The sequence below is a fragment of the Kangiella koreensis DSM 16069 genome (genome assembly GCF_000024085.1).
Taxonomy (GTDB): Bacteria; Pseudomonadota; Gammaproteobacteria; order Enterobacterales; family Kangiellaceae; genus Kangiella; species Kangiella koreensis.
The window spans coordinates 2371153-2396477 of sequence record NC_013166.1 but is presented as its reverse complement, the minus strand read 5'-3'; the positions used below and the strand labels follow the sequence as shown (position 1 = coordinate 2396477).

Sequence of the window (25325 nt, the reverse complement as noted above, 5' to 3'; positions counted from 1 at the left end):
AAAGTTAAGGTATAACAAGAGTGTTATTAAAATAAAAGTTACATCAATGGGGGAAATTACTATGAATAAGTTACCTATGTGGTTCTGGGTTATTGCCATATTGTCTTTGGCTTGGAATCTAGTTGGAGTCTATCAATACATTAGTATGCGTTTAATCACACCAGAAGCTTTTGCTCAAATGGATGAGGTAATGCAGCAGCTGCATAATGCCACTCCTGCCTGGGTGACCGGTGCTTTCGCAACGGCTGTATTCTCTGGAGCTTTAGGCAGCATTTTATTACTACTCAGAAAAAGTGTTGCTCAATTGTTTTTCCTTATCTCATTACTGGCGATTCTGGTGCAAGCCAGTTACATTTTGTTTATGAGTAACAGTATAGAACTTTTAGGTTCGCAAGCCGCAGCATTACCAGCGGTATTGTCGATTGTGGGTATATTCCTATTATGGTTCTCAAACTTTAGTAAAAGCAGAGGTTGGTTATCCTAGTTATTAATAGGCAATCTGTTATGAGAAAGGCGCCTATAGGCGCCTTCTTTATTAATATATCACCACTACTGCAATTTGAGGTATTTGTCGACGTATTTTTGATGAAATTCAACTTGTGAAATACATAGTTCAATCACTTCAACTTGTCGTTGAAATTTATGCTCTGCTGCAGCATTACCTTTTACTAACGGTCGAAAGAATGAAATAAACTCTTCTTTTTCAGGAGCAGAACAGAATGACTGGCCTACAATAACCAAATCAGCATGATAGGAAGGGGGGGTTCTAGATTTGATGTGCTCAAAATTCTCTTTAAACCATTTCCACATAGGTGCGCGTGTTTCACTGCTGCTTAGTTGGTCAAAGATCAGTAACCCAATTTCATTATCACGAATAGATGGGGTTAATATTAAGTCTCTAACTTCAGCTGCGTACTCTGGGTCTTTTATAGATGCCAAGCCGCTAAGTATTTGATTACGTAAAGATCCCTCTTTTGCTTTCTCAAGAAGATTCCTTAAATGTTGTGCGTAAGGTTTTCCGAGGTCCTCTACAGCGACTTTAATGGCAGTTTTTATGACATTGCTATCAGCTTTTTCTGGATGAACTTTGTTGTCGCCCATATATCCTGTATAGGCGATTGCCATATCTAAGAGGAATTTCCTAATGGCTTTATCTTCTCCTTCATTAGACAAAAAACTTATTAGTTGAGTGCGAAGCTGAATAGCGTTGATGGAGTCGGTATCTTTATTGACAAGACCAAGCTCTTTGAGACGTTGGCCATAAAGGCTGCGATAAAGTTTGGCGAGCTTTGCTTTCTGCTGTTTATTCTCAGCTATATTATTATAGACAAAGCTAAGTAGATAAATTGGTTGCAAGCTAATAGCTGCCGAATTATTGTCAATGATAGTTGGAGTAATTTCAATAAGCTCGTTAAATTTGAGCTTCCCAGCGTTTATGGCACCTTCAAGATTATTCGTTATAGACATCATATCTTCCGCGCTAAGCTGAGCGCTATGCTTTAATAGCGATTGCCAGCCATCTTTTGAAAGACTAAAACGATAGTAACCAGAACCATTCGAATTTGGCATGATAAATGAAGGGCAATGTTCTTCTGGCAATACTAGAACCTGTTGCTCTTGTTTTATTATATCGCACAGTGTCTTCTGATGACCATTAACTGAATATTTGATACAAGCAGGAACATCCCATGTTTGTGTGGTGGAGCCTTTTGACCCTAATGGAAGATAGCGTGACTGTGTTATAGAGATGCTTGGTTTTAGTGTATCTTTACAGCTAAACTTGAGGTTAAGAAGAGGGATGCCTGGCTGGTTAAGAAAGCTAGAAAAAGATTGTTTGATTTGTGTTAAAGATTTTATGCTAGATTGTTCTCCTAATGCTGTTATAAAGTCATCAGCATTAGCATTCTTAAACGCATGTTTCTTGAGATAATTTTTTATGCCTGAACGAAAGTTCTCTTTCCCAATAAATGCCTCTAGCATACTTAATAACCCACCACCTTTTATATAGGTTATCCCAGTAAAAGCAGATTGAACTTCGTCATTGTTATTGATGTCGTGGCGGATGGTGCGTGCATTCATTAAACTATCGGCGGTCATGATACCTAAAGAGCGGCTAAGTAACATCTGATCAAACTGATATTCAGGATAAGTTTGGCTGTTTGAAACATAAGACAACCAAGTAGCGAAAGCCTCATTAAGCCAAAGATCATCCCACCATTCCAAAGTTACTAAGTTTCCAAACCATTGATGGGCTATTTCATGAGCATGTGTCGAGAGGTAAGCTTGCTTTTGTTGGAGCGGTGCATTATTGTCCAGCAGTAAAAGTTGTTCACGATAAGTTATCAACCCCGCATTTTCCATCGCTGTAAAAGCCATTTCTGGTACTGCAACAATATCAAGTTTTTCGTAGGGGAAGGGGATCTCGAAGTATTGCTCGAGGTTGATGAGAACCCCTTTTGTATTTTCTAGCGCATAGTTCAATTGGTCTCCTTTACCTTTTGTGGCAATTCCTCGTAAAGGTATGGTTTTGTGTCGGATGTCGGTAGTTGGTATATCTTGCCACTCCACCACATCAAAATCACCAATTGCGAAAGCTACTAGATATGTTGGTAAGGGTTGGGTCTGCGCAAAACGAACCTCTTTCCAACCATCACCAACAGCTGTTTCAGAAGTGACGCGAGAATTACCGAAAACTTTATTCTGTACTCTAGTCTTGATTGTATAATTAAAAGGAACTTTGAATGCTGGTTCGTCAAATCCTGGGAAAGCTAATCTTGCAGAAATGGGTTGGAAGTGTGTAAACACATAGTTTATCCCGGCCTCGTTAATTCGGTATAGTCCCTCAAGATTATTGTTAAAATGCGTTTCATAATTGATTTGAAGCTGGGCGCTACCAGGAAAAATTGCTTGTTCAAAAGTTAGTTTAACTACCCCTGTGTTATCAACCTGCACATATTGCCCATTAACAGTACTTCCATCGGAGAGCAGCAATTGGATGGATTGTGCTTTTATATCTTTTCCATGAAGCCAAATATGCTGTGTTTCTACATCAATATCAAGGTTAATACGAACAATGCCATTGAAGCTGCCTTTGTCTGGGTCTATGGTTAAGTCTAGCCAATACATAGTGGGGCGGACTGATTGTGGTAAACGGCCAAGAGGTGGTTGTTCAGGGTATGCTTTTAATGGCTCAAAATGTTGCTCTTGGTTATTTGCGTTAACAACCTGCGGTAAGCAATAAATACTCAAGATCATTAATAAACAGATAGTGATTAGATATCTGGTTTTCATTATATTTCTCCATCAGCTTTTAATATATGGTGGTTAATTTTTTATTGTGTATTGTTCGAATTTCACGAAGAGATTTTAAAATCCCCTGTGCGATAATACTCTAAACTATATTGATTGAATGGGCGAATCCAATACTGGTTCAATTTTTAAAGAATGGGAATTTATCAAATTCACCAGTTGTGGCAAATCACAGTTGATTAGAGTTCTTAGGCAACAAACACTATAATACGCGACCACAGCCATTCCAGAACTTAGTGTTCGCTTTATATGAATTATCTTCAGTTTGTTAAATCCAACAAATATTTACTGTTATTCGGTTTTCTCTGTGTCTTTTTAGGCAACCTTGGGCAGACCTTCTTTATTTCCTTGTTTAATAAGGATTTGATCGCTAACTTATTGTTAGAGAAAGATAATCTGAGCCTAGTCTATTCGGTTGCAACCTTGATAAGCGGTTTTACACTGTTTTTTGTCGGCGCCAAGATTGATGATATTCCAGTGAAGAAATTCACTACTTTGGTGGTGATTGGCTTGGTGGCTGCCTGCGTAGTCTTTGCCAGTAGCACCAATTTATGGATGTTATTTATTGCTTACCTGGGCATTCGACTCTGCGGACAAGGGCTTATGACCCATATTGCAGTCACTACTTTGATGCGCTACATGCCGAATCATCGTGGTAAGGCCGTGAGTTTAGCGCTACAGGGCATGGGTGCCGGTGAAATTGTGTTGCCGATTATGGCGGTGCATTTATTACTCAATTATGGGCATACCAGTAGCTGGCATCTTTATGCCTTAGTGAGTAGCCTGGTGATGTTTCCGTTGATGATGCTTTGTTTACACAAAGCAAAGCTAGAGCCCATTAAGCGTGATACTGAGGGTGTACATGAGTTAGCAGAAAATAATGACTGGACTCGCAAGCAGGTGATGGCTGATTGGCGTTTCTGGTTAATTTTGCCCGCTATTATTGCCCCAGCTTTTTTAATTACTGGGATATTTTTTCATCAGACATTATTAGTTGATAGTAAGGGTTGGCAGATTGAATGGCTATCCGTTACTTTGGCAATCTATGGTGTCATTCATGTAGTTGGTGCCTTGTTGACTGGGCCTTTGGTTGATGCCAGTCATCCACGCAAGTTTTTACGTTGGTATTTGTTGCCATTAATTTTGGGCGTTGCCTGCTTATGGTACGGTCAAACTGATTGGTGGCTGATGGCCTTTATGATTTTAGCGGGGATGACCGTTGCGGCTAACGGACCCGTTGTTAACTCTTTCTATGCCGAAGTGTTTGGTAATACGCATTTAGGCGCCATCCGAGCATTGGTCTCTGCCGTTATGATTATCTCAACGGGCATTGCGCCGTATCTGTTCTCGTTATTTGACGATATTAATCACTTCCTGGCGTTTGCGTTTGCTTATGGTGTTGTTTGTATTGTCTTAATACAAAAACGAATACTGGCTGAGAAGCCATAAAAAAAGGCGCTCAATTGAGCGCCTTTTTAATGACTGAGTTGAAAGTTATTGTTCAGACTCTTGCTTGATATATTGTTGAACACTTTCAGAGTGATGCTCAACTTTTGCAATACAGAGTTCAATGCTTTCAACAGCCTGCTTAAACGGGCGAGGTGCGCCAGCAAGCTCTTGAACAATTGGCTCAAAGAAAGCCACAAAGTCTTTCTTCTTCTCTTCTGAACAGAAACCGCTACCAATTACTGGTAATCGATTTTGGCCAAATGGAGGAATGCGTGATTTCACACCTTCGATGTTCTCTTTAAACCAATCCCACATAGCATCTTGTAGCTTAGGATCGTTCATTTGGCCCATCAAAATGTAATAAATTTCATTATCACGCAATGACTCGGACAAAATCAGCTCACGTACTTCTGCGGCATACTCAGCATCTTGAACAGAGCCTAGCCCAGCTAACATGCGACCACGTACGGTTCCATCGTTAGACTCATTGAGCTGCGATAGCAAATGTTCAGCGAATGGGACGCCCAGGTCTTCTACTGCAACCACCATGGCCGTATTGATGACATTGCTATCAGCTTTCTCTGGGTGCAGCCCATTATCATTTTGATAGCCGGTGTAGTCTGTGGCCATTTTGGTTAAATAATGGCGTAGATTTTTATCCTGTCCTACCTGTGATAAGAAGCTCACTAAAGCATTACGCATTTGAACTTCATCGACAGAGTCTTCTTTGCGAGTCACTAAGCCAAGCTGATCTAATTTCTGCAGATATAGCTCACGGTTTAATTGTGCCAATACGGATTTTTCTTCCTCTGAGCTGGCAACTTTTTCATAGGCAAAGCTCAGCATGTCCGTTGGCGCCATGGCAACTCTAGGCGATTCTGAGTCAATGATTTGAGGTGCAATTTCAATTAAGTCGAGGAAGCTTAACTTGCCCGCGTTGATTGCAGCAGAGAAACTGTCGTTAACCGAAATCATATCTTCTGTAGACAGCATGTCTTTGTGCTTCAACAAATTTTGCCAGTTCTGTCCAGACATTGAGAAACGGTAATAGCCCGCACCTTCCGAGTTAGGCATAACGTAATCAGGGCAACCCGCTTCAGGGAGCTCAAAGCTATATTCAGCACTATCAATCACGTTGCAATATTCGTGTTGATTACCATCAATAGCGTATTCAATACAGGCTGGAACTTCCCAGCTTTGTTGGCTGGAGCCTTTCGAGCCTATGGGCAGGTAACGTGACTGAGTCAGATTAACCGTGGCTTGTTCGTTTTCACAACTAACGTCCACTTGCAGATAAGGAATACCAGGTTGCTCCAGGAAACTGTTAAAAGCTGAGCGAATGGTTTCGACTGGCACTTTGGTGGATTTTTCGCCGATTGCGGTAATGAAATCATTGGCAGTGGCGGTTCCGAACTCATGTTTTTTCATGTAATGCTGAATACCGGCGCGGAATTCTTCCGGTGTCATGAATGATTCAATCATGCTTAAAACGCCACCACCTTTGGAATAGGTAATGCCATCAAACGCGGACTGAATGTCATGGTTGCTGGCAATGGGCTGACGGATCTGGCGAGCATTGATTAAGCTGTCCTGACGCATGGCGCCCAGCGAGCGCTCCAAGAGTGTCTGGCGAAATTTTTGTTCAGGATAAATGTTGTTATTGGATACGTGAGCCATCCAGGTCGCGAAAGCCTCGTTAAGCCAGATATCATCCCACCACACAGGAGTGACCAGGTTGCCAAACCATTGATGTGCCAACTCATGAGCATGAACATTCATATAAGCACGCTTTTGATCCAATGAAATAGTGTCATCGAATAATAGTAACTGTTCGCGGTAAGTTATTAGGCCAACGTTCTCCATGGCGCCAGCATTGAAGTCTGGTACCGCGACAATATCGAGTTTGGCGTAGGGGTAGGGGATTTGGAAGTAATCTTCCAGAGATATCAAAATATCTTTAGTATTTTCCAGCGCATAGGTTAGTTTTTTCCCTTTGCCCTTGGTTGCAATGCCTCGCAATGGAATCTCTCGCTCACGAACCTTAGTGACTGGAACGGCCTTCCATTCAACGACATCAAAATCACCCACTGCAAAAGCAATCAGGTAAGTTGGTAGTGGTTTGGAGCGAGCGTAAACAATTCTCTTCCAGCCATTGTCGAGATCAGTTTCTGTGACGGCGGGCGTATTAGTAAAGGCTTTATGGTTAGTACGAGCGGTAATAGTGTAGTTGAAAGGAACCTTAAACGCGGGTTCATCAAAGCTTGGAAAGGCAAGACGTGCCGCAGTAGCTTCGAACTGAGTGAAAGCATAATTAAGACCTCCATCATTAACGCGATATAAACCTTCTAAAGCTTCGTTGAAAGGCGCTTGATAGCTAATAATCAGGTTAAAATTACCCGCTGGGAGCGGCTGGTTAAAACTAAGTTTAACAACACCGGTTGGATCGACTTCTTGATAAGTACCGCTGATAGACTTGCCACTACTGAGTTTGGCCTCTACCGACTGAGCATTGATATCCTTACCATGTATCCAAAGATGTTTAGTTGTGGTTTCCAGTTCGACATTGATTTTAACCGAGCCAGTAAATGTATCTTGGTCAGGGTCGATGGTTAAATCAAGCCAATACATTGTCGGGCGTGCCAGCTGGGGCAGGCGACCCGTTGGAATCTCGACAGGATAATCGCTTTCAAAATCTGCGCCATCAGACAGGTCTGGGACTTGTTCTGAAGCTTCAGATTCTGCGATAGACTTAATGACGGTTTCATGTTCGGAAACCTGAGTTTTGCGAGCATCTTCTTGCTGCTGTTTGTCATCGGGTTGGCAGCCAAATATTAAAAAACTAGCCAACAGATAAATAGTGGCCAAACATGATTTACTCATTACTATCCCCTTAAGTGTTATCAACCTCGTTTTTTGTGGCTAACTCACTATTATTAGGTACTTTTTGTGGGTTTAGCCAGACTCTCTTGTCAGCATAATACTCTAAAGATAGCTAAATTAGAGAGATTTCTTAATATCCTGTTACAATTCTTGTCTGATAGCCTACGTATGACATAAGGGATTTACAGTAAAATTCAATGTCTTACGGGGTTGCGCAGATGCCGCACTTCACGTTTTATTCATAAATGTGGCTTATAGTGACTCACAATTCTCAAAAGGTGCGATTTGCTGGCGTTATACACTCGTTTAGTAATCGCTGATTGATATCTTCATACTCAGCACGAAACCACTATGACAACACAGACCCCACAGCGTAAAAAGAAAGTCCTGCTAACCTATGTACTTCCGCTAGCGATTATAGTCGTTGCTTCTTTTGTTACTTATAAGATGCTTAGCAGTAAGCCTGTTGCCTTTAATCGGCCCAATATTGAGCAAGTTGAAGTGGTGGATGTTGAGGCATTAAAACTTGTCGACCATCAAATATTTGTTGACTCTTACGGCATAATTGAGCCGACGACTGCGGGTAACTTAGTTGCACAAGCCTCTGGCGTCGTCACTTGGGTCGCGCCTAATTTCGAGAGTGGTCGTTTGTTTAATAAGGGCGATATCCTACTCAAAATTGATCGTCGTGATTATGAGATAGAGGTGACTATAGCAGAGTCAGAAGTTGCCAATGCTCAATTGGCTTTGAATGAAGAAATCGCACGCTCCGATCAGGCGCTAAGGGACTGGAAGAAAATTAATCCCAACCGTGAGGCCTCTGCCCTGGTATTGCGCCAACCACAAATGGCTTCAGCGCAAGCACAGCTCGCTGCAGCCAAGGCGCGGCTGGCTAAAGCAAAGTTAAATCTAAGTCGTACCAATATTCAAGCGCCCTATGATGGTTATATGGTGCAAAAGCTGTCTGATTTGGGGCAGTTGGTTAATTCCAACATGCCTGTAGCCAGTATTTTCGCCAGCAATTCATTAGAAGTGCGCTTACCGGTTGCAAGCAATCGAGTGGGTTATTTGCAGTTTGGTGATGAAGAGAATAAACCTAAAATTCGTTTGATTGCGGATTTCGCCGGTGAGCAGAAAGTTTGGTTGGCAGACTTAGATCGGACTGACAGTGTCATCGATGATACGACGCGTCAATGGTTTGTCACCGCCAAATTACCAGGTTCAATCTTGAAAGATGAGCCGTATCTGAAAGCTGGACAATTCGTTAGTGCACAAATTGAGGGTCGCCTACTGCAGGACGTATTTGTCATTCCATCTAAGTTGATTTCGCAAAATAATGAGGTGTTTATTTTTAGCGAAGGTCAGTTGCGGAGACAGAAAGTGGCGGTTCTGTGGAAGGGAGAAGATAAAAGTGTTGTTGACCCAGAGAACTCGGGCGACTTAGTCAAAGAAGGTAACTTATTGGTCACCAGTTTACTGAGTTTTGTAGCCGATGGGGCTAAGGCTCAGGTTCGTGGAGAGTCAGTAAAAAAGGGTGATGAAAAACCACCAGCAGGAAAGCAGGAGGCTAAGCTATGATCGCATGGTTTGCCCGCAATCCTGTTGCTGCCAATTTATTGATGGTGGTGATCTTAGTTGCTGGTATCTTCACTATTTCACAACGCGTTCCAGTCGAAACTTTTCCGACTACTGAACTTCAGTATATTAATGTGACGGTGCCTTTTCGTGGAGCCACTCCGGAAGAAGTTGAACAAACTATTTCAACTCGAATCGAAGAGGCCATCTATGATCTGGATGGTATTAAACAGCTCACCTCTCGCTCCTCAGAAAATGTTTCTCGCGTCACAATTGAAGTTGAAGATGATTTTGAAGTTAAAGAGTTGCTGGATGAAATAAAGAGTCGAGTAGGCGCCATCAATACTTTGCCTGTTGAAGCGGAGAGGCCGATTGTTCAACAGATTGAAAGTCGCAGAGAAACGATCAGTGTTGTGGTTAGTGGTGATCTACCTGAAAAAGAATTGCGACAATACTCAGAAATTATTCAAGAAGAATTATCCTCCTTACCCGGTTTAACCCAAATTGAAACATCGGGTGCCCGAGCTTTTGAAATCGCCATTGAGGTGAATCAGAACCTACTGAATGAATATGGCTTAACATTGCAAGAGTTGGGCAATGCGATCAATAGTCGCTCCCTGGATTTATCTGCGGGGCAAGTAAAATCAGAACGTGGTGAGATTTTATTACGACTTAAGGCTCAGTCATACACTCAGGATGATTTCGAGCAAATTCCGGTGTTAACAAGGCCTGATGGCACTATTTTAATGCTCAGTGATTTAGCCATAATCAAAGATGGTTTTGAGGAAGAAAGTTTAAATACCCGTTTTGATGGCAAGCCTTCGGTTGAGTTAGAAATATTTCGAACTGGTGATCAGAGTGCGATAGATGTAGCGCAACGGGTCAAAGATTATGTAGCTGCTAAACAATCTGAGTTACCAGCCGGGGTCAGCTTGTCGATTTGGCGTGATCGCTCGAAGAGCGTTAATGCGCGCCTAAACACTTTGGTTACAAGCGCTATTCAAGGTGGCTTATTGGTTATACTACTGCTTGCGCTGTTCTTGCGTCCCAGTATTGCGATGTGGGTTAGCCTAGGTATACCGATTGCTTTTGCTGGTGGCATGGCATTGATGCCAGAGATGGGTGTGACTGTTAATCTGATTAGCTTGTTTGCCTTTATTTTGGTTCTCGGTATTGTAGTTGATGATGCTATTGTCACCGGTGAAAATATCTATAGTCATTTAAACCGGGGGGATAACCCATTAGATGCAGCCATAAATGGCACCAAGGAAGTTGCGGTACCGGTCACCTTTGGCGTCATTACCACTATGGTTGCCTTCGTACCTCTGAGCTTCATTGGTGGTGGCTGGGGTTCATTCTATTCGTCTATTCCTCTCATTGTTATTCCAGTCCTGATTTTTTCATTGGTTGAATCCAAACTTATCTTGCCGGCTCACATTGGTCACATGAAAAAGCTTAACGCAAAAAATGATAATAAGCTGGTTCAGTATCAACAAAAGTTCGCAAAAGGCTTCGAAGATTTTGTGATGAAGTTTTATAAGCCCGCATTGAAGTTTGCTTTAGCTCACTGGCAGTTGTCGTTAGCTATCTTCCTGGCATTTTTCTTGTTCGTATGGGCTGCTGTTTCTAGTGGTTTAACGCGCTTTATTTTCTTCCCCCGCATTCAGTCTGAAATTGCTCGAGCAACGGTGGTGATGCCAGAAGGAACGCCTTTTGAGCTAACCGATAGTTATGTTGAGCGCATGACAGAAGCAGCACTTGAGTTGAAAGAAAAATATCGCGAAGAGGATGGAGATAGCATCGTTGAGCATATTTTTTCAGTCAGTGGTTATGGTGGTGGCGGTGGAGCAGTCAGCTCCAGTAATGGTTTGGTGATGTTTGAAATTACTGCTCCAGAAGAGCGGGAAAGTGAAATAACCAGTGCAGAGTTAGTTAACGAGTGGCGGAAATTGATTGGACCATTGCCGGGTGTCGAAAGCTTAACTTTCCGCGCTGAAATTGGCCGTAACCGCGATCCCATTGACGTGCAGTTGCGTGGTTCTAACATTCAGCGATTAAGTGGTGCTGCGCTGGAAGTGAAGGACATATTGGGAAATATTAAGGGAGTATTTGATGTTTCAGACAGCTTCTCGAAAGGTAAACAGGAGATCCAATTCCGCTTGAAGCCACAAGCGGAAACCCTGGGTTTGACCTTAAGTGATCTCGCGCGCCAGGTTAGAAGTTCCTATTTTGGTGTTGAGGTGCAGCGTATTCAGCGGGGACGTGAAGATGTTCGCGTGATGTTGCGTCTAGCCAAGGAAGAGCGGAGTACTCTAGATGGTCTAAATGGTTTACTGATTGAAACACCGGTCGGCGCAAAAGTACCGCTGGAACAGCTCGCAGACTTATCTTATGGCAACAGCCCCTCAAGTATTACTCGCATTAACCGTCAACGTACTTTAAACATAACGGCTGATGTGGAGAAAGAAACCGCAGATATTGAAGCAATTAAACGAAGAATACATCAGGAAACCAGTGTGATTCTCGAGAATTACCCTGGCGTTACGTATTCGCTCGAAGGTGAAGCGCGTGAGCAAGAAGAATCAACCAGTCGCCTGACCATCAGCCTCTATTTTGTGCTGTTTGCCATTTATATTCTATTGGCGATTCCGTTCAAATCTTATATCCAGCCCTTTATTGTGATGTCGGTGATTCCCTTTGGTGCCTGTATGGCTATTGTCGGCCACTGGATTATGGGTATGTCGCTAAGTGTGATGAGTATCATGGGTATGTTGGCGCTGACGGGTGTGGTGGTCAACGATAGTTTGGTGCTGGTCGACTATATTAATCAGCAGCGACGTAAGCATGGAGAAAGTCTGCTGGACGCGGTGTTGCATGCAGGGGTCAGGCGTTTGCGTCCGGTGATGCTAACTTCGTTGACAACCTTTGCTGGCTTGATGCCTTTGATCTTCGAAAAATCAACACAGGCACAATTCCTTATTCCAATGGGCGTCTCACTGGGCTTTGGTATCTTATTTTCCACTATGGTGACGCTAGTGTTAGTGCCATTGTTATACTACAAAGCGGCGCAGGTGAAGCACTATTTCAAAGGTAAGTTAGCATAAATGAATTCAGGTAGCTCGTTTGAGCTACCTGATTTTTAGACGGGCTCTAGCTAAGCAAAAGCAGCAGGCGTAGTATAAGGTATTCCTTCCCTAGCGGTCTTGGATAGCAATGTTTAAAACCACGGATGATGTCTCCAATCACATTTTTTCTTCCTTTTCTGTATCGTTACAAAAAAGATTGTGCACAAGTGTAAAGCAACTAAACCTAGCAGCTGGCAAAACGCTTTTCTCAACGCAAGAAACTATTAGCTACCTCTATTTTCCGATAGGCTGTGTGATTCACTTAATTTACGAACTGGATGAGGGTGATGAAGTCCAGGTTGCCAGTCTTGGAGCGAGTGATGTTTGTGGTGGCGCCATTTTTTCAGGAAGTAGAAAGTCGCTGGTAAGGGCTGAAGTTCTACATGCTGGTACTGCCATGCTGATGCCGGCTAAAGAAGCCTTGTACTGGTTTCATAACGAACGAGAGTTTCGAGAGCCATTACTCAAAGCTTGCGGCAGGATTGAGCATCATATAATGGCCAAGGTCGCCTGTACCCGTTTCCACACTATTCAGCAGCAGTTATGTTTTTGGTTATTGGAGCTATCTGATCAGATCCAAAATAAAGTCATTGATGTTACCCATGAACATATTGCTGGACTATTAGGGGTGAGGCGGGAAGGGATTTCAGAAGCTGCGCATAAATTGCAGCTAAAAGGGGTGATTGATTATAAACGCGGACATATCAAAATCATCAATAGAAAGCAGCTTGAGCAACTCAGTTGCGAGTGCTACCACAATCTATATTCAACGAACTAAGCACCCCAGAAAATAAAACGCCCCGAATATTAGATTCGAGGCGTTGAATGTTTGAACTATGCTGTGACGGGATTATTTCTTGCCGCTACGGCTAGGAGCACCTTTAGCTGCATTTTGTTTTGGTGCAGCTTGTTTAGGGGCGCTTTTGCTAGCTGGAGCTTGCTTCGCTTTATTGCTCATAGGATTCTCCTTAAAGGTCATGAGTTATCAGCTCAACACCATGTTGAAACTGATGGATATAATGTGTTCCTAATTACAGCAATTATCTGTGCGCTAGCGTACATAATGTAAATAATTTTAACTTAATAAATATACTGGTCGAATTGCATCTTCAGAACGGCCAGTAAGATCTTGTGAGATACTTACTCAGCCTCCCTAATGGAGCCGCCCTCAGTGCTTACCAGTGTCTGAAACACTGAAGTAAATTGGGTGAGTTGTGGGTCTTTTTCACAGAGCTCAAGGTAGCGGCCAACAAAGTGTCGGGGCCCTTTCTGTAGAAGTTTCCCTATTGCTTGCTTACCGTCATATTTAATGATGGCTTCTGACATCACCTTACCAACCTCATATGCAAAGTTATCCCATTGGCTCATAAAACCGATTTGGTAAAGTTGACCAAGATCTGCGTCTGCGTCATGGGCAGTTCTGAAAATCAATGTTTCAAATAGTAGAAAGGCTGATTGAATCCTTTCCCTATTTTTAACCTGCTTTGCAACCGTCGATTTTAACAACTCGCCTTCCTGCTGAATGCCTGTAAAGTCATCAAATAAACTCGCCGTACCTTCCATCATCAAGGCCGCAAGTAATGCATCCACTCGATCTGCAGATACTGCAGAATCACCCTGACTATCGGGCATCAACTGTTCCTGTGCAACATGAAAAACTTCATGGGCCATTGTGTTCTCGATTACTTCTATTGGATCATTTATATGGTGGTCGAGGCCGAGCTGGAAATTACCGCTGTTATTGGTCCAGCCCGAAGAGGAGCCACCAACCACTAGAATAACTTTGGTGCTCAGTTTAAAATTCTCTGGAAGATAGGAGGACAGCCTTTCTACAACGTTTTTATTGGCAGACTCCGCTGAAGAAATGCTATCAATCAATTTTGACAACTCCTTGTTGTGCTTCTTGGTGTACCAGAAGTAATAAGGATCCTTCTCCCAAGTTTCTCCCTTTGCAGCTCTCTTTAAAGCATGCTTCAGAAGCTCTTCGTTTGATTCTTCAGTGTATTGTGTCACTTTATTGATAAGTGCTTTAGCACCTTCGGTAGCGGCAATCTCATCTAAGGCTTTCTCAGTGACAGTCTCCGCTTCAAATAGCGCAATGACCTTACTCGGAAATGAGTCATCGATTGATATATTGATATTGGCATGGACCGATGAATGAAATGAAAATAAGGTCGTAATAATAATAAGCCGAATAAGCTGGACAAATTGTTTACTGGTTATGAATAAGCCTAATTGATAATCGAGTCTAGTTTTACTTACGAACATAATAATGCCCTCATTGCTTTAAAGTTACAGCTTAAACTATAGCTATTGGGAAATATGAGCCAGGATGTAACAATTTATATTAACCGTTGGCGCTATTAAGATTGTGTAACACAATTTTTGGTTCCCTTTTCTTAACATAGATGATTTTTTCTACTTGTGTAACCATCGTCCCTTGCTCATCCAGAATGTCGACCGTAAATGTCGGACGATAACTAGAGTCTGAATCTGCCTTCGATTTTACTTCTTGAATCTGCTGCTCGGAGAGATGAAATCTGGCCGTGACTTTTCCTGTAGCAGGCTTTTTAAAGGTGGTGGAGCTTGCCTGATCCCAGATAATATATCCTCTTCCCAGGTTGTACATCAGTATTAAAACAAAGAAAGGGTCGGTCATACTCGATAGGTTGCCACCGAAATGGGAACCCATCATGTTGCGGTTGTACCAGCGAAGTTTCATCTCAACTTCAAAAGTTCTAAAGTCATTGCTGATATGCTTGATACGAATCCCCGCACCAAGGTACGGGGGGAAAAGGTTTAATAAAAATTTGAGCAAACGAGGGCGCATACCTATCACTTCCTATTTATAAAGTACACGTTAAATGGATCATGTTCTAGTTTATGCTTTTGGATTTTGTTGAAACCAGCAGCTTGTAGCATGCCAGTAGCTAGTTCCTCTCCCCACATGGTACCTAAGCCCGGGCCTCCCTGCCCAAGTGACACCGGGGTACAATGCGCACAAGAAATACTGTATAGAAGTGGTCCAAGAGGATGATCAAGGTTGTTTTCCAAGTAGCTTGAGCCAGCAATATCCTGCATCAAATATGTGCCTCTTGGACGTAAAGCACGATAAATGCCGTCCAGTAAAGCTTGAGGATCTGCCTGGTCATGAACAGCATCAAATGATGCAATAAAATCAAAACTTTCAGGCTCATGAAAATCTCTCAAATCACGAGCTTGAAACTCAATATTCGTTAAGCGAAGTGCTTTGGCATGCTCAAGCGTTTCAGCAAACGCATCTTCACATAGGTCATAACCAACAAAGTGACTATTAGGGAACTCTTGTGCCAACTTTAATAAGGCAAGACCTTTTCCACATCCCGCGTCAAGAACCCGGATCCCCCATTGTAATCTCTCTGTCATGTCATCCATTAAGGGAAGAATGTGATCAAACAGAGCACAGACAACGGTTTGGTAACTATCTTCAGCCATTACAGAATGGAAGCATGGATAGTCAGAATATTGCAGGCCATTACCACTTCTAAAGCTTTTCTCAAGTTGTGGAAGCATTTGGCCCATGAGTGGAATAAACTGACTGGTCACTGCAATATTATCTGGTGAGTATTTGCGACACAAAAACATCGCGTAGTTTTTAGGTAAGATATAAGTTTTATGCATTGGCTCATAACTTATAATTTTTGCAGTAACCATTACAGACAGCCACTCACGGATATAGCGCTCGTCACATCCGGAATGTTCGGCCAGCTCCCTTGAAGAGACAGATTCTAATTCTTCTAAAGAGTCAAATAGACCTAACTTATGGCCTAAAGCAATCATCACTGTAGTGGATGCATGGTTTAACATTAAGACGAGATGTTCTGCGAACATCTCAGGAGTATAAGATTCTTGGATGGTCATAAAGTATCCTTTGAGTTCCAATAATGAGTGGTAATCTTATTCCAGTACGAATGAAACCATTAAAGTTGAAAAGTACAATTTCCAGACAAATGTGCCATAATAAGATTAAATTGAGTCTTTAGGATGGATATGATGACTAAGAATGCAATTTCTAAAAGTTCTCAAGAATCAAAGCGCCCAATGGAAGTAGCGATTCTGGCCATATCACAGGCAACGCCATCTACAGTTTATGGAATGAATGATCTTTTATGTTCGGTAGGGCGTGACTGGCCATTTGTCACTCGCGGAGAGCTAGGCCCTTCCTTAATCAAACCCTCCATCGTCTCTCTGACAGGCCAACCAATTAATTCGGTTAATCATGGTTATATTCATCCACACCGTAAATTGGCCGATGACTATCATCCCGACGCTGTATGTGTGTTGGAGGTATTTGTAGACCCTAAGGTCAAACCCTCACAGCTGACCGAAGACTTTAAGGGAGAGTTGCAATGGTTGAGAAATTACTGGAAGAAAGGTGGTACTATCGCTGCTGCCTGTACAGGCTCTTTGCTATTGGCGGCTGCGGGTTTACTTGAAGATCAGGAAGCTACGACACACTGGGCATATTGTGAGTTTTTTCAAAATAACTATCCTAAGATACAGCTTTCACCCAATCGTGCTTTAGTCACTTCGGGCGAGGGGCAACGGCTTATCATGGCAGGCGGGGGAACGTCCTGGATGGATCTTGGGCTCTATTTGATTTCAAGATTCGTTGGAGTAGAGGAAGCGATTAGGACAGCAAAAGTTCAAATCATTGAATGGCATGAGCATGGCCAGCAACCTTACGTCTATTTGAATCGCGCAAGGCAGTCTGAAGATGCTGTTATAGGTGATAGCCAGGTGTGGTTGGCACAAAACTACGAACATACTGCACCGGTCACGGAAGCCGTCAAAAGAAGTGGGCTAACCGAGCGCACTTTCAAGCGTCGCTTCAAGCTGGCAACTGGCATGAGCCCAATTGAATACGTACTGACACTTCGAATAGAAGAAGCCAAACAAATGCTGGAAACTTCGACACTACCAGTTGAAGCAATTGCAAATGAAGTGGGCTATCAGGACGCCAGTTTCTTTGGGCGAAAATTTAACAAGATGGTTGGTATAACTCCAGCGCAGTACCGCAAAAAATTTGCCATGTTACGAAAACACCTCAAGTAATCCAGTCAAAAAGGACATTATCTGGCTATTTAAGACAGGTCGGTTTGTGTATTAATAAAGGTCTCAGAATAATAAACTAATTTAGTATATCGGGAGTTAGCATGCGATTTATCTTATATTGTGTTGTGGGTTGTTTTATCTGTAGCGGGGTTTCTGTTGCAACAGCTAAAAGTGGTAACAACTGTCATGAAAATATGAAATGGCTGATAGAAACATTCTCAAAAAATGATGCAGGTTATCAACATATTGTAGACAAGAAGGGCACACACTCAATTAATGAACATAATACCAAGCACCTTGAGCATGCTTCCTTGATTGAGCAGCCTGAAGAGTGTGAGCAGTTAATGAAATCATTGCTAGATTATTTTCGCACAGGTCATATAGGAATTCGCTATCAGGCAAAAAGCTCTTCTACAGAGCCAATGAGTAATGAACAATTAAAGCTTAAATTTCAGAGTCATGCAAAGCATCCAATTAATATTGCGAAGTTCGAGCAAAACATAATTCAGCAAGAAAACAAAGATTTTGAAGGAATATGGAAATCTGGTAACTATACTATTGGAATCACCAAAGCCGATGATGAATACATAGGATTTATTATTGAGGCTGATGGCGTGTATTGGCACCCCGGACAAATCAAACTGCACTTCAAAGAGTCAAACTCTAACTGGTCAGGACAATTTTATATGCGTGATCATAGTCCTAGAGCAATCGATTCTGTAAAGCTTTTTTCCAACAACATTTTAAAGACAGGTATCTCGACCTGGTATCGTCTACAACCAGAAGTGAAGTTAACCAAGGAAGAAAAACAATACATTGAGTTTATAGAAAAAGACGAGCCTTACTTTAAGATACTCTCTGATAGCACTGCTTATATCAGAATTCCATCTTTTGCTTATGAAAATAAAGTTAAGATTGATTCACTTGTTAAGGATAACTTAGATCTTATCAATGCTCGTGAAAACCTGATCATAGATATTCGTGGTAATGGCGGTGGCAGTGATGCCAGTTATTCTTCATTGATTCCTTTGCTTTATACAAACCCTATTGAAACAGTTGGTACTAAGCTACTATCAACACCTCTGAATAACTCAAAGTATGAGCAGATTCTAAATAGTGATGATTGGTCAGACGAAGATAAAAAATGGATTAAAAGTCTTCATGACAAGCTAATCCAGAATGTTGGTGGTTTTATTAGACCTAACCAATATGCCATCAGCGTGCATGAAGAAGAAAAGATCATGGCAAAACCTGCCAAGGTTGCCATTATTATTGATGAAGCTAACGGAAGTACTGCAGAGCAGTTTCTATTAGCTGCAAAACAGAGCCATAAAGTGAAGTTATTTGGCCGAACCACTATGGGAGTTCTTGATGTGTCAAACGTGCACCAGGTTGACTCTCCCGATGGACAATTCAGGTTATGGTATGCAACCTCTCTAACTGAAAGGCTACCTGGCTTCCCTATTGATGATATTGGCATACAGCCTGATTACTTTATTCATGATTCAACTCCAGAGCATTTGTGGTTAAGAGCTGTAAAGAAAAAAATAGAGCTAGACCGTTAACTGAGATCTATTTGTCAGACAAGGACTCAACAAAAAATTTACTGATTATTTTGCTCGCATCAATGGACTTATTAACTGAACCAAGATAATCAGGAAATTCAAAGGAACTACCAGGCCAGGTATGGCCGCCTTCTGCTAATCGATATGAGATTATGCGTTTATTATTAAGGCACTGCTGGTAGCTAAACACGTCAACAGTGTCATTCAATTCTATATGGTTGGGTGTTGTTTCACACTGATAACGACCGGCCCAGGCTTTGAGTGATTCTTCCACCCCATAATTCCAATAAGAGGAGGTAGCTGCTCCGTCGTAAAATCTGTAAGGATTAATAGTGTCCTTAATACTGTGAATAGACAGGATGTGTGTTGCACCGGTATCTGGACAACTCTCACCGTCCAGTTCGGGTTGACGCATTCCTGCCACCAAGGCTACGGCTGTTATTTTGTCAGGAAGCTTGCAGGCAAGCAGTGATGCCATTCTGGCCCCTCCTGAGAATCCAGTGACCACCACCGGAAGTTCTGATAATTTAAATCTAAGACGTATTTGTTCAATGATGGTCTGGCTCATTATGACGTCATCAGCAAAGTTTTTGTGATAAGGGGTGTTCCAGGTAAATCCGCCTCTAGCAAAAGGGCGTACGGCCTTGGGAGCAACCAGCACGGCTTGCAAATGATTGGCGATCTGTTGTGAGTTGCTGATAGCCAATTGTTGCTGTGGGTTGCTTCCTGAACCATGAAAGTCAAACACTAGTGCTTTGGGAGAGCTCAGTCCTTCTGGGGTATACAGCTGATACTGACGACGTACACCTGATACCTCTAAATCGATGACTTTATTGATTGCATCTTCAGAGCTAAAAGATACTTCCAGTGATAATTCTTTCGCATAATTGTTAACGTTAATTACAGAACTACTTATGCCAAAAATAAGTGTAAGAGATAAACCTTTCATTATCTTTTATCCTGATGATTTGTTTTGGCGGAACGCGATAATGAGGGTAGAAAAGGTGGCACTTCTTTCTGATATTTTACATACTGGGGACCGATAGCTTTAACCAGATCATTCTCTTCATGTGGTGTTGCTAAAAGAATGTAGGCTGTAACACCTAAAGAGAAAATAAGGTGTCCAAGAGTCATCACTGGAGTGCACCAGGCAATTAAGATCCAGCAGCTTGATATAGGATGTCTGACAAGCCCATATAGGAATTTCCGTGAAAAGGGTGGCTCGGCATTGCGCTTATTAAGAAAATTGTCCCAGGCCTGCGCCAAACCTAACAAGTGGAAATGACCAATAGGAAAGGAGCTGAGTACCATGATTACCCAAAATAAAAGATATAAAGAGAGAATAGTCTTTGTAATGACTGGATTCTCAACTTGCCAAATGGTGAAGTCTATTGGCTGCCAGAAGAAAACCAATACAGCAGTCATCAGGCCTGTAAGGTAAAGATAGGTTGCTCTTTGTGCTGGAACTGGAATATAGGTACTAATCCATTTTTTAAACGAGGCCCGGGCAGTCAGAGAATGATGTAAACCAAATAAAGTAATAAGGGTGGCATTGATTACAATCGACCACAATAATGAAAAGGATTCTCCATCATCACTACCCTTGGGAACGCCGATATTAATAATAAATCCCATTAAATATAAAAGACTTGCTATGCCAGCAAGGTAACCTCCTATTGCATAAAGAAGTATCAAGAATTTTTTAGTCATCTGCATCACCTTGGATAAATAGTAAACTATGGAGTTTTTCAAAACGTAGAGGAAAACGCGGCCCTATCGTTGATCAAACAAACAAGGCCGAGTTTAGAGAGTCAAAAGTTTAAGTTAGATGTATTAACGGAAAAAACCGTTTAGATAGGATGAACCATTGGTTACCGTGATGTTATAACAGGCACCACCTGGGCTTACATCGAAACTGACAGAGCTAGCCGCGTTAATAGTCCCTAATATACGTGATACTTTCGCGTAATCTAGAGCAGCATAGCAGGAGATTCTTTTTCCATAAGAGTCTCTGGCATAACAAGATATACCACCATCATATAAATTACTTTTACATGTAAGGTAAGCGCCTTGTTTTCTCTGAGCTATATCTGTTATTGAGCCTTTCGCAGTGGTCCATTTGGTACCGCTAAGGTAATAGTCATAAATATAAACCCCACCATTAGCAAATGCTCCAAATGATGATAGTAATAGTGATATTGATATTAGAATTTTCTTCATGGTGTTTGTCCTATGATTTAATGGATAAATGCGATATCGAAATTGATATTGCCTTTGTTAGATTCAATAATGAGCTTTCGCATAACTGCCTGATAGTCTTCGCGACTAAGGTGGCGCAATTTACCACTCACTTCTTGTATCTGTTCAAGTGAGCTGCTTTCAGAAAGACCAAGAAATTGATTAAACGTGTCGGTCGCTTTTTCAGAGAGTTCTAGTCTTCCCAAAGCCTCCGCTTCATTTGTGATCAGTTCTGCTGTTGTATTCTCTACAGGGTGCTGTACATCCTCCTTTTTTGTTTCTTGAGTAGTTGATTGACTACGTGTTACTAGGGGGGGCCCAACAGCGTGCTTATAAGCACTGCTTGCTGAGGTGTTTGTCAGTTCATATTGACTGATATTCTCATGAACATGCATGTCGATATTTTTGATTTCTTGGCTTAATTCAAATATAAAATAGGCCTGAATTGAAATGGCTATCACAAGTAAAGTGAGCAGTGTTTTCATAGTTAATCCATGGAAGTGGAAGATTTATACAAATGAATGATTTTGCTTACGCTAACCGCTATCGATTGCGCTTGGGACCAATCTTGGATAGGGATTTTAGTGCAGGTTGTTAAAAGTCGTTAAAGTTAAAAAGTCCAAAATAGGGACATTTATGCCAAGAACGACAAAATGAGCGTTACATAATTGATAGATTCGAGTTAGGGGAGGGAGCTGAGCACCGGTTAGTGCTCAGCCTGCTTTCACAATTTAAGGTGGTTGAAAAAAGGTGGTTTAAATTAAGGCCAGGGGTAGTAACCGTAGGCCTGATCAATAAGTGGAGCTAAAGGCTCCATTGGTGTCGTCTGGCTGTAGCCACCGAACGCATCTTCGTATTTAATGGCAATAAGGTGATCAATAAATCCATCAGGCATTTGGTTAGATTCTATTTCTATTCCAATCGCATTGAACATATGGGCCTCAGAGGTTGGGAATGGAGCTGGCAAGTAGACGGTTCTTTGGCCATAGCCGTGCCAGTTGGTAACCAGTTTGAATCCTTCTCCTTCCATGCCCGATTTGGCGCGTTTGAACAACTGAATGGTCATGTTCTTACCATCAAGAACGATAGTCTCTTGATCGACTAGCACGTCAGGTGTTACATCCTCCAGAAAGCCGTGAGCATCATAAATCGGTTGGCCATGACTCATATTGACGTCATCTAATACCCCCTCAAACTCTACAACGTTGAGTGACACATAAATATCTTCGTTTGAAGCTAATGGCTCAGGAGCCATGACTTCAACAAATACCTTACGATAAATCCAGACATCCTCAACAATTGCTCTGAAAGAACCATTGGTGTACTTAAAGTTGCTAGCTTTAAAGTTGGAAGCGTTTTCGAAAACAATTTCAAGCTCATCAATTTTCATCATGGGATCATAATAAGAATTAGAGGCTTTGATTTTTATTTTCTTGGCGTTACTTAGATCCAGCCCAGGATAAGATTGACTGCCTCCTCCAGATGGGTGTGGTACTTCAAAGTAGTAATCTTCAGCTTGGGTGGTGGTAGAAAAAAAAGCTAATGAAATAAAAAAAGCAATAATAGCTTTCATGTGTTTCTCCTTCAATTATTTGAATAATTAGTCCTGAATTGTGAAAGCAAAGGAATGCTAGCATGGATGATAAGAGAAGGGGAATATTTAAGTACGGTTGGCTGTCCTTCAAAAAAATTATAAAAGTACATGTATATATTATGTTGCATGGATATGAGCTGTTAAAAGTAGTTACATTCTATTGCAGTGTGAAATTGCTAAATAGTGGCTGGTGTGGTACAAAAACTGAACAGGGATATGAATGGATTGTGCATTGGGAACCTCTTTTAAAAAACTGCACTTCTTGCTGTTGGCCTATCTAGCCCTAACGGCAACAGGAAGCCAGGCTACTGAATCAGTTGATGGTTCAGTAATGTCTGACTCTATCATTTTTGTTGGCTCTGAATATTACCCGCCCTTTGAATCTTTATCTGCCGACAAACAGCCTGAAGGTTTTATCACCGACATACAATATGCAATGAGTAAGGCAGATGGGACGAATGTAGAAGTTAAACTTATGCGCTGGGAAGATGCTCTGCAGGAAGTTCAGAACGGCAGAGCTGATGCAGTTGCTCTAATCGCCTCAAAAGAGCGTAGCGAACATTATGATTTCACTGAGCCGTTCTATTATGTGGCACATGGTCTTTTTATCCATACAAATACCAAAGAAGTAGATTCACTTGAAGATATGCAGGGCCAGAAGGTTGCGGTCGTTAAAGGTGCATACGCTAAATCAAATATAGAAAATGCTAATTATGATGTTGAGCTCGTATTGGCTGATTCTGAGCTGGAATGCCTAGAGCTTGTTTCTGCAAAGGAAGTTTATGCTTGCGTTGAGGTGATCATTACAACGAAAAGGCTTACTGAGAAATACGAGTTAAACGTGAAGTTGGCCGGCCCTCCTTTTTGGCCAAGGCCCTATGCTTTTGGTGTGAAAAAAGGTAATACAAAACTTCAAGAAGAGCTTCAAAATCAGTTAGCCCAAATCATTGTTGATGGAACTTACAGTGATATTTATAAAAAATGGGACTCTCAAATCGAATGGAAACCACAAAGCTTCTGGAAAAGCTTTGGTCAACTCTCCTGGTTGATGGGCTTCTTACTGGTCATTCTTACCGTTGTTTTTGTGTTGAACACCCTGCTAAGACGCAAGGTTATGCATAAGACAAAACAGTTAGAGCGAGAGCTAAAGAGTAGCCGAGACCTTCAAAAGAAATTTGTTTTTAATGCAACCCATGACAGCACCACAAAGTTATTAAATCGAAAGGCACTATTTGAACTTCTTGATGAAAAGATTAAGTATTCGTTTATTCATCATGATGAGTTATTTGTGATTGCCATCAGGATTACCAATGTGGTTTCAATCATTAGTGTGTTTGGATATCGCAAAGCTATCGATATTGTTGTTAGTGTCGCAAAAAAACTTTCGAAGTTTGATCAGGCTCTTTCTGCACATTTTGGTGATGGCGTCTTTATCGTCTCTACAAAAAACCAGTCAGACGTAGACAGTATTATACAAGTTTTAGGTGATCATTCTGACTTGGATTCTAATCAAATTTATCCAGTACCAGTTATAGGTGTCTTTGAATTTGGGGGTTCCCCAGATGGAAATTTACCGAGATCATCTGAACTGGTTAGAAAAGCTATAACAGCGATGAACTATGCGGAACGAAAGCGAATACTCGTTGCTGATTATAATCCTGATATAGAGCCTGACAGACGAAACCTACAACTACTTAGCGATTTTTATAAGGTTGGATGCGATCAGTTTGTTTTGCATTATCAAGCTCAAATAGATGTTGATTTGGAAATCATTACGCATGTTGAAGCACTGATTAGGTGGATGCATCCCACGCTTGGATTGGTCTCTCCTTATCTGTTCATTCCTCTTCTCGAAGAGTCTGGCAATATTAATAAAGTCACTCGCTGGGTTATTCAGGAAGTCATCAGATTTATAAATGGTCACAAACCACAGACAGATAACATCAAGTTCAGTGTGAATATTACTACCAGAGACTTGATTGACGACTCTTTTATAGAGTTTGTAAGAAAGGCTGTGAAAGATTTAGAGACTAATAGTTTAATTTTCGAAGTCACAGAAAGTGAATTGTTAGAGGAAAAAGATAAAGCTAAGTGGGTCATGCTAGAGCTTGAGTCGCTGGGCATTAGCTGTGCTGCAGATGACTTTGGAACTGGATATTCTTCTTTGTCCTATTTGAATGAATTATCCATTAATGAAGTCAAACTTGATCGGAGTTTCATCGCTTCACTTCATAAGAGCGATCGTGCGTACAAAATTGTGAGTTCAACCATAGAGTTAGCGCATGCACTAGGATTAGTAGTGGTAGCCGAAGGAGTTGAAGATAGAGAAACCTACCAAGTGTTATCAGACTTAGAATGTGACCGTATTCAGGGTTACTTAATATCTAAACCGGTACCAGGCAATGATGTTTTACCATTGCTCGGCTCGCGGCTCCAAATTAAAAGCCATGAGAAAAAAACTTCTTCATTGTCCTGATACCCGTTATTGATGTCACT

Annotated in this window: 18 protein-coding genes; 8 read left to right on the top strand and 10 right to left on the bottom strand. The window is 41.7% G+C overall.

The window, feature by feature from the left end:
* Window positions 1-61: 61 nt before the first annotated feature.
* Window positions 62-484: a hypothetical protein gene (locus KKOR_RS11065; protein ID WP_015781217.1), complete on the top strand. Its 423-nt coding sequence runs from the start codon at window positions 62-64 to the stop codon at window positions 482-484.
* 65 nt (window positions 485-549) lie between these two features.
* Here the strand turns inward: KKOR_RS11065 and KKOR_RS11060 are convergent, their stop codons facing one another.
* Entirely contained in the window at window positions 550-3291 is a 2742-nt protein-coding gene (locus tag KKOR_RS11060; protein WP_015781216.1) for a M1 family metallopeptidase, read from the bottom strand.
* Window positions 3292-3558: 267 nt separating this feature from the next.
* On the opposite strand from KKOR_RS11060, the gene KKOR_RS11055 reads away from it, so the two are divergent.
* Complete coding sequence (locus KKOR_RS11055; RefSeq protein ID WP_015781215.1) at window positions 3559-4758, top strand: MFS transporter; 1200 nt, start codon at window positions 3559-3561, stop codon at window positions 4756-4758.
* A 45-nt stretch (window positions 4759-4803) separates the two neighbouring features.
* Here KKOR_RS11055 and KKOR_RS11050 read toward each other — a convergent pair whose 3' ends face one another.
* Window positions 4804-7638, bottom strand: a complete 2835-nt coding sequence (locus KKOR_RS11050) for a M1 family metallopeptidase (RefSeq protein ID WP_015781214.1) — start codon at window positions 7636-7638, stop codon at window positions 4804-4806.
* 351 nt (window positions 7639-7989) lie between these two features.
* Here KKOR_RS11050 and KKOR_RS11045 point away from each other — a divergent pair, with 351 nt between their 5' ends.
* The 3 genes from KKOR_RS11045 to KKOR_RS11035 all read left to right on the top strand — a co-directional run bounded on the left by KKOR_RS11045 (window position 7990) and on the right by KKOR_RS11035 (window position 13116).
* The gene (locus tag KKOR_RS11045; protein WP_015781213.1) at window positions 7990-9216 is read left to right on the top strand and encodes an efflux RND transporter periplasmic adaptor subunit; all 1227 of its coding nucleotides are present in this window, start codon (window positions 7990-7992) and stop codon (window positions 9214-9216) included.
* Window positions 9213-12317 carry an efflux RND transporter permease subunit gene (locus KKOR_RS11040; protein ID WP_015781212.1) on the top strand — a complete coding sequence of 1035 codons (3105 nt, stop codon included), beginning with the start codon at window positions 9213-9215 and terminating at the stop codon, window positions 12315-12317. Before KKOR_RS11045 ends, KKOR_RS11040 begins: the two co-directional genes overlap by 4 nt.
* A 274-nt stretch (window positions 12318-12591) precedes the next feature.
* A complete protein-coding gene (locus KKOR_RS11035) occupies window positions 12592-13116 on the top strand; it encodes a Crp/Fnr family transcriptional regulator (RefSeq protein WP_228638622.1) in 525 nt (174 codons plus the stop codon).
* 362 nt (window positions 13117-13478) lie between these two features.
* Here the strand turns inward: KKOR_RS11035 and KKOR_RS11030 are convergent, their stop codons facing one another.
* The 3 genes from KKOR_RS11030 to KKOR_RS11020 all read right to left on the bottom strand — a co-directional run bounded on the left by KKOR_RS11030 (window position 13479) and on the right by KKOR_RS11020 (window position 16238).
* The gene (locus KKOR_RS11030) at window positions 13479-14606 is read right to left on the bottom strand and encodes a DUF5700 domain-containing putative Zn-dependent protease (protein ID WP_015781209.1); all 1128 of its coding nucleotides are present in this window, start codon (window positions 14604-14606) and stop codon (window positions 13479-13481) included.
* A 79-nt stretch (window positions 14607-14685) separates the two neighbouring features.
* The gene (locus KKOR_RS11025) at window positions 14686-15168 is read right to left on the bottom strand and encodes a DUF4442 domain-containing protein (RefSeq protein WP_015781208.1); all 483 of its coding nucleotides are present in this window, start codon (window positions 15166-15168) and stop codon (window positions 14686-14688) included.
* 5 nt (window positions 15169-15173) lie between these two features.
* A complete protein-coding gene (locus KKOR_RS11020; RefSeq protein WP_015781207.1) occupies window positions 15174-16238 on the bottom strand; it encodes a class I SAM-dependent methyltransferase in 1065 nt (354 codons plus the stop codon).
* A 129-nt stretch (window positions 16239-16367) separates the two neighbouring features.
* Here KKOR_RS11020 and KKOR_RS11015 point away from each other — a divergent pair, with 129 nt between their 5' ends.
* Together KKOR_RS11015 and KKOR_RS11010 are read left to right on the top strand one after the other, a co-directional pair.
* Window positions 16368-17432, top strand: a complete 1065-nt coding sequence (locus tag KKOR_RS11015; RefSeq protein ID WP_015781206.1) for a GlxA family transcriptional regulator — start codon at window positions 16368-16370, stop codon at window positions 17430-17432.
* 101 nt (window positions 17433-17533) lie between these two features.
* A complete protein-coding gene (locus KKOR_RS11010; RefSeq protein ID WP_015781205.1) occupies window positions 17534-18997 on the top strand; it encodes a S41 family peptidase in 1464 nt (487 codons plus the stop codon).
* 7 nt (window positions 18998-19004) lie between these two features.
* Here KKOR_RS11010 and KKOR_RS11005 read toward each other — a convergent pair whose 3' ends face one another.
* The 5 genes from KKOR_RS11005 to KKOR_RS10985 all read right to left on the bottom strand — a co-directional run bounded on the left by KKOR_RS11005 (window position 19005) and on the right by KKOR_RS10985 (window position 22808).
* Entirely contained in the window at window positions 19005-19946 is a 942-nt protein-coding gene (locus KKOR_RS11005) for an alpha/beta hydrolase family esterase (RefSeq protein ID WP_015781204.1), read from the bottom strand.
* Window positions 19946-20707: a methyltransferase family protein gene (locus tag KKOR_RS11000; RefSeq protein ID WP_015781203.1), complete on the bottom strand. Its 762-nt coding sequence runs from the start codon at window positions 20705-20707 to the stop codon at window positions 19946-19948. The genes KKOR_RS11005 and KKOR_RS11000 overlap by 1 nt, the downstream gene beginning before the upstream one ends.
* Window positions 20708-20830: 123 nt before the next feature.
* Window positions 20831-21217 (bottom strand): hypothetical protein, encoded by a 387-nt coding sequence (locus tag KKOR_RS10995; RefSeq protein ID WP_015781202.1) that lies wholly within the window; start codon window positions 21215-21217, stop codon window positions 20831-20833.
* A gap of 17 nt (window positions 21218-21234) precedes the next feature.
* Window positions 21235-21720, bottom strand: a complete 486-nt coding sequence (locus KKOR_RS10990; protein WP_015781201.1) for a hypothetical protein — start codon at window positions 21718-21720, stop codon at window positions 21235-21237.
* A 275-nt stretch (window positions 21721-21995) separates the two neighbouring features.
* Entirely contained in the window at window positions 21996-22808 is an 813-nt protein-coding gene (locus KKOR_RS10985) for a hypothetical protein (RefSeq protein ID WP_015781200.1), read from the bottom strand.
* 241 nt (window positions 22809-23049) lie between these two features.
* Here KKOR_RS10985 and KKOR_RS10980 point away from each other — a divergent pair, with 241 nt between their 5' ends.
* Window positions 23050-25305: an EAL domain-containing protein gene (locus tag KKOR_RS10980; protein WP_015781199.1), complete on the top strand. Its 2256-nt coding sequence runs from the start codon at window positions 23050-23052 to the stop codon at window positions 25303-25305.
* Window positions 25306-25325: the final 20 nt, after the last annotated feature.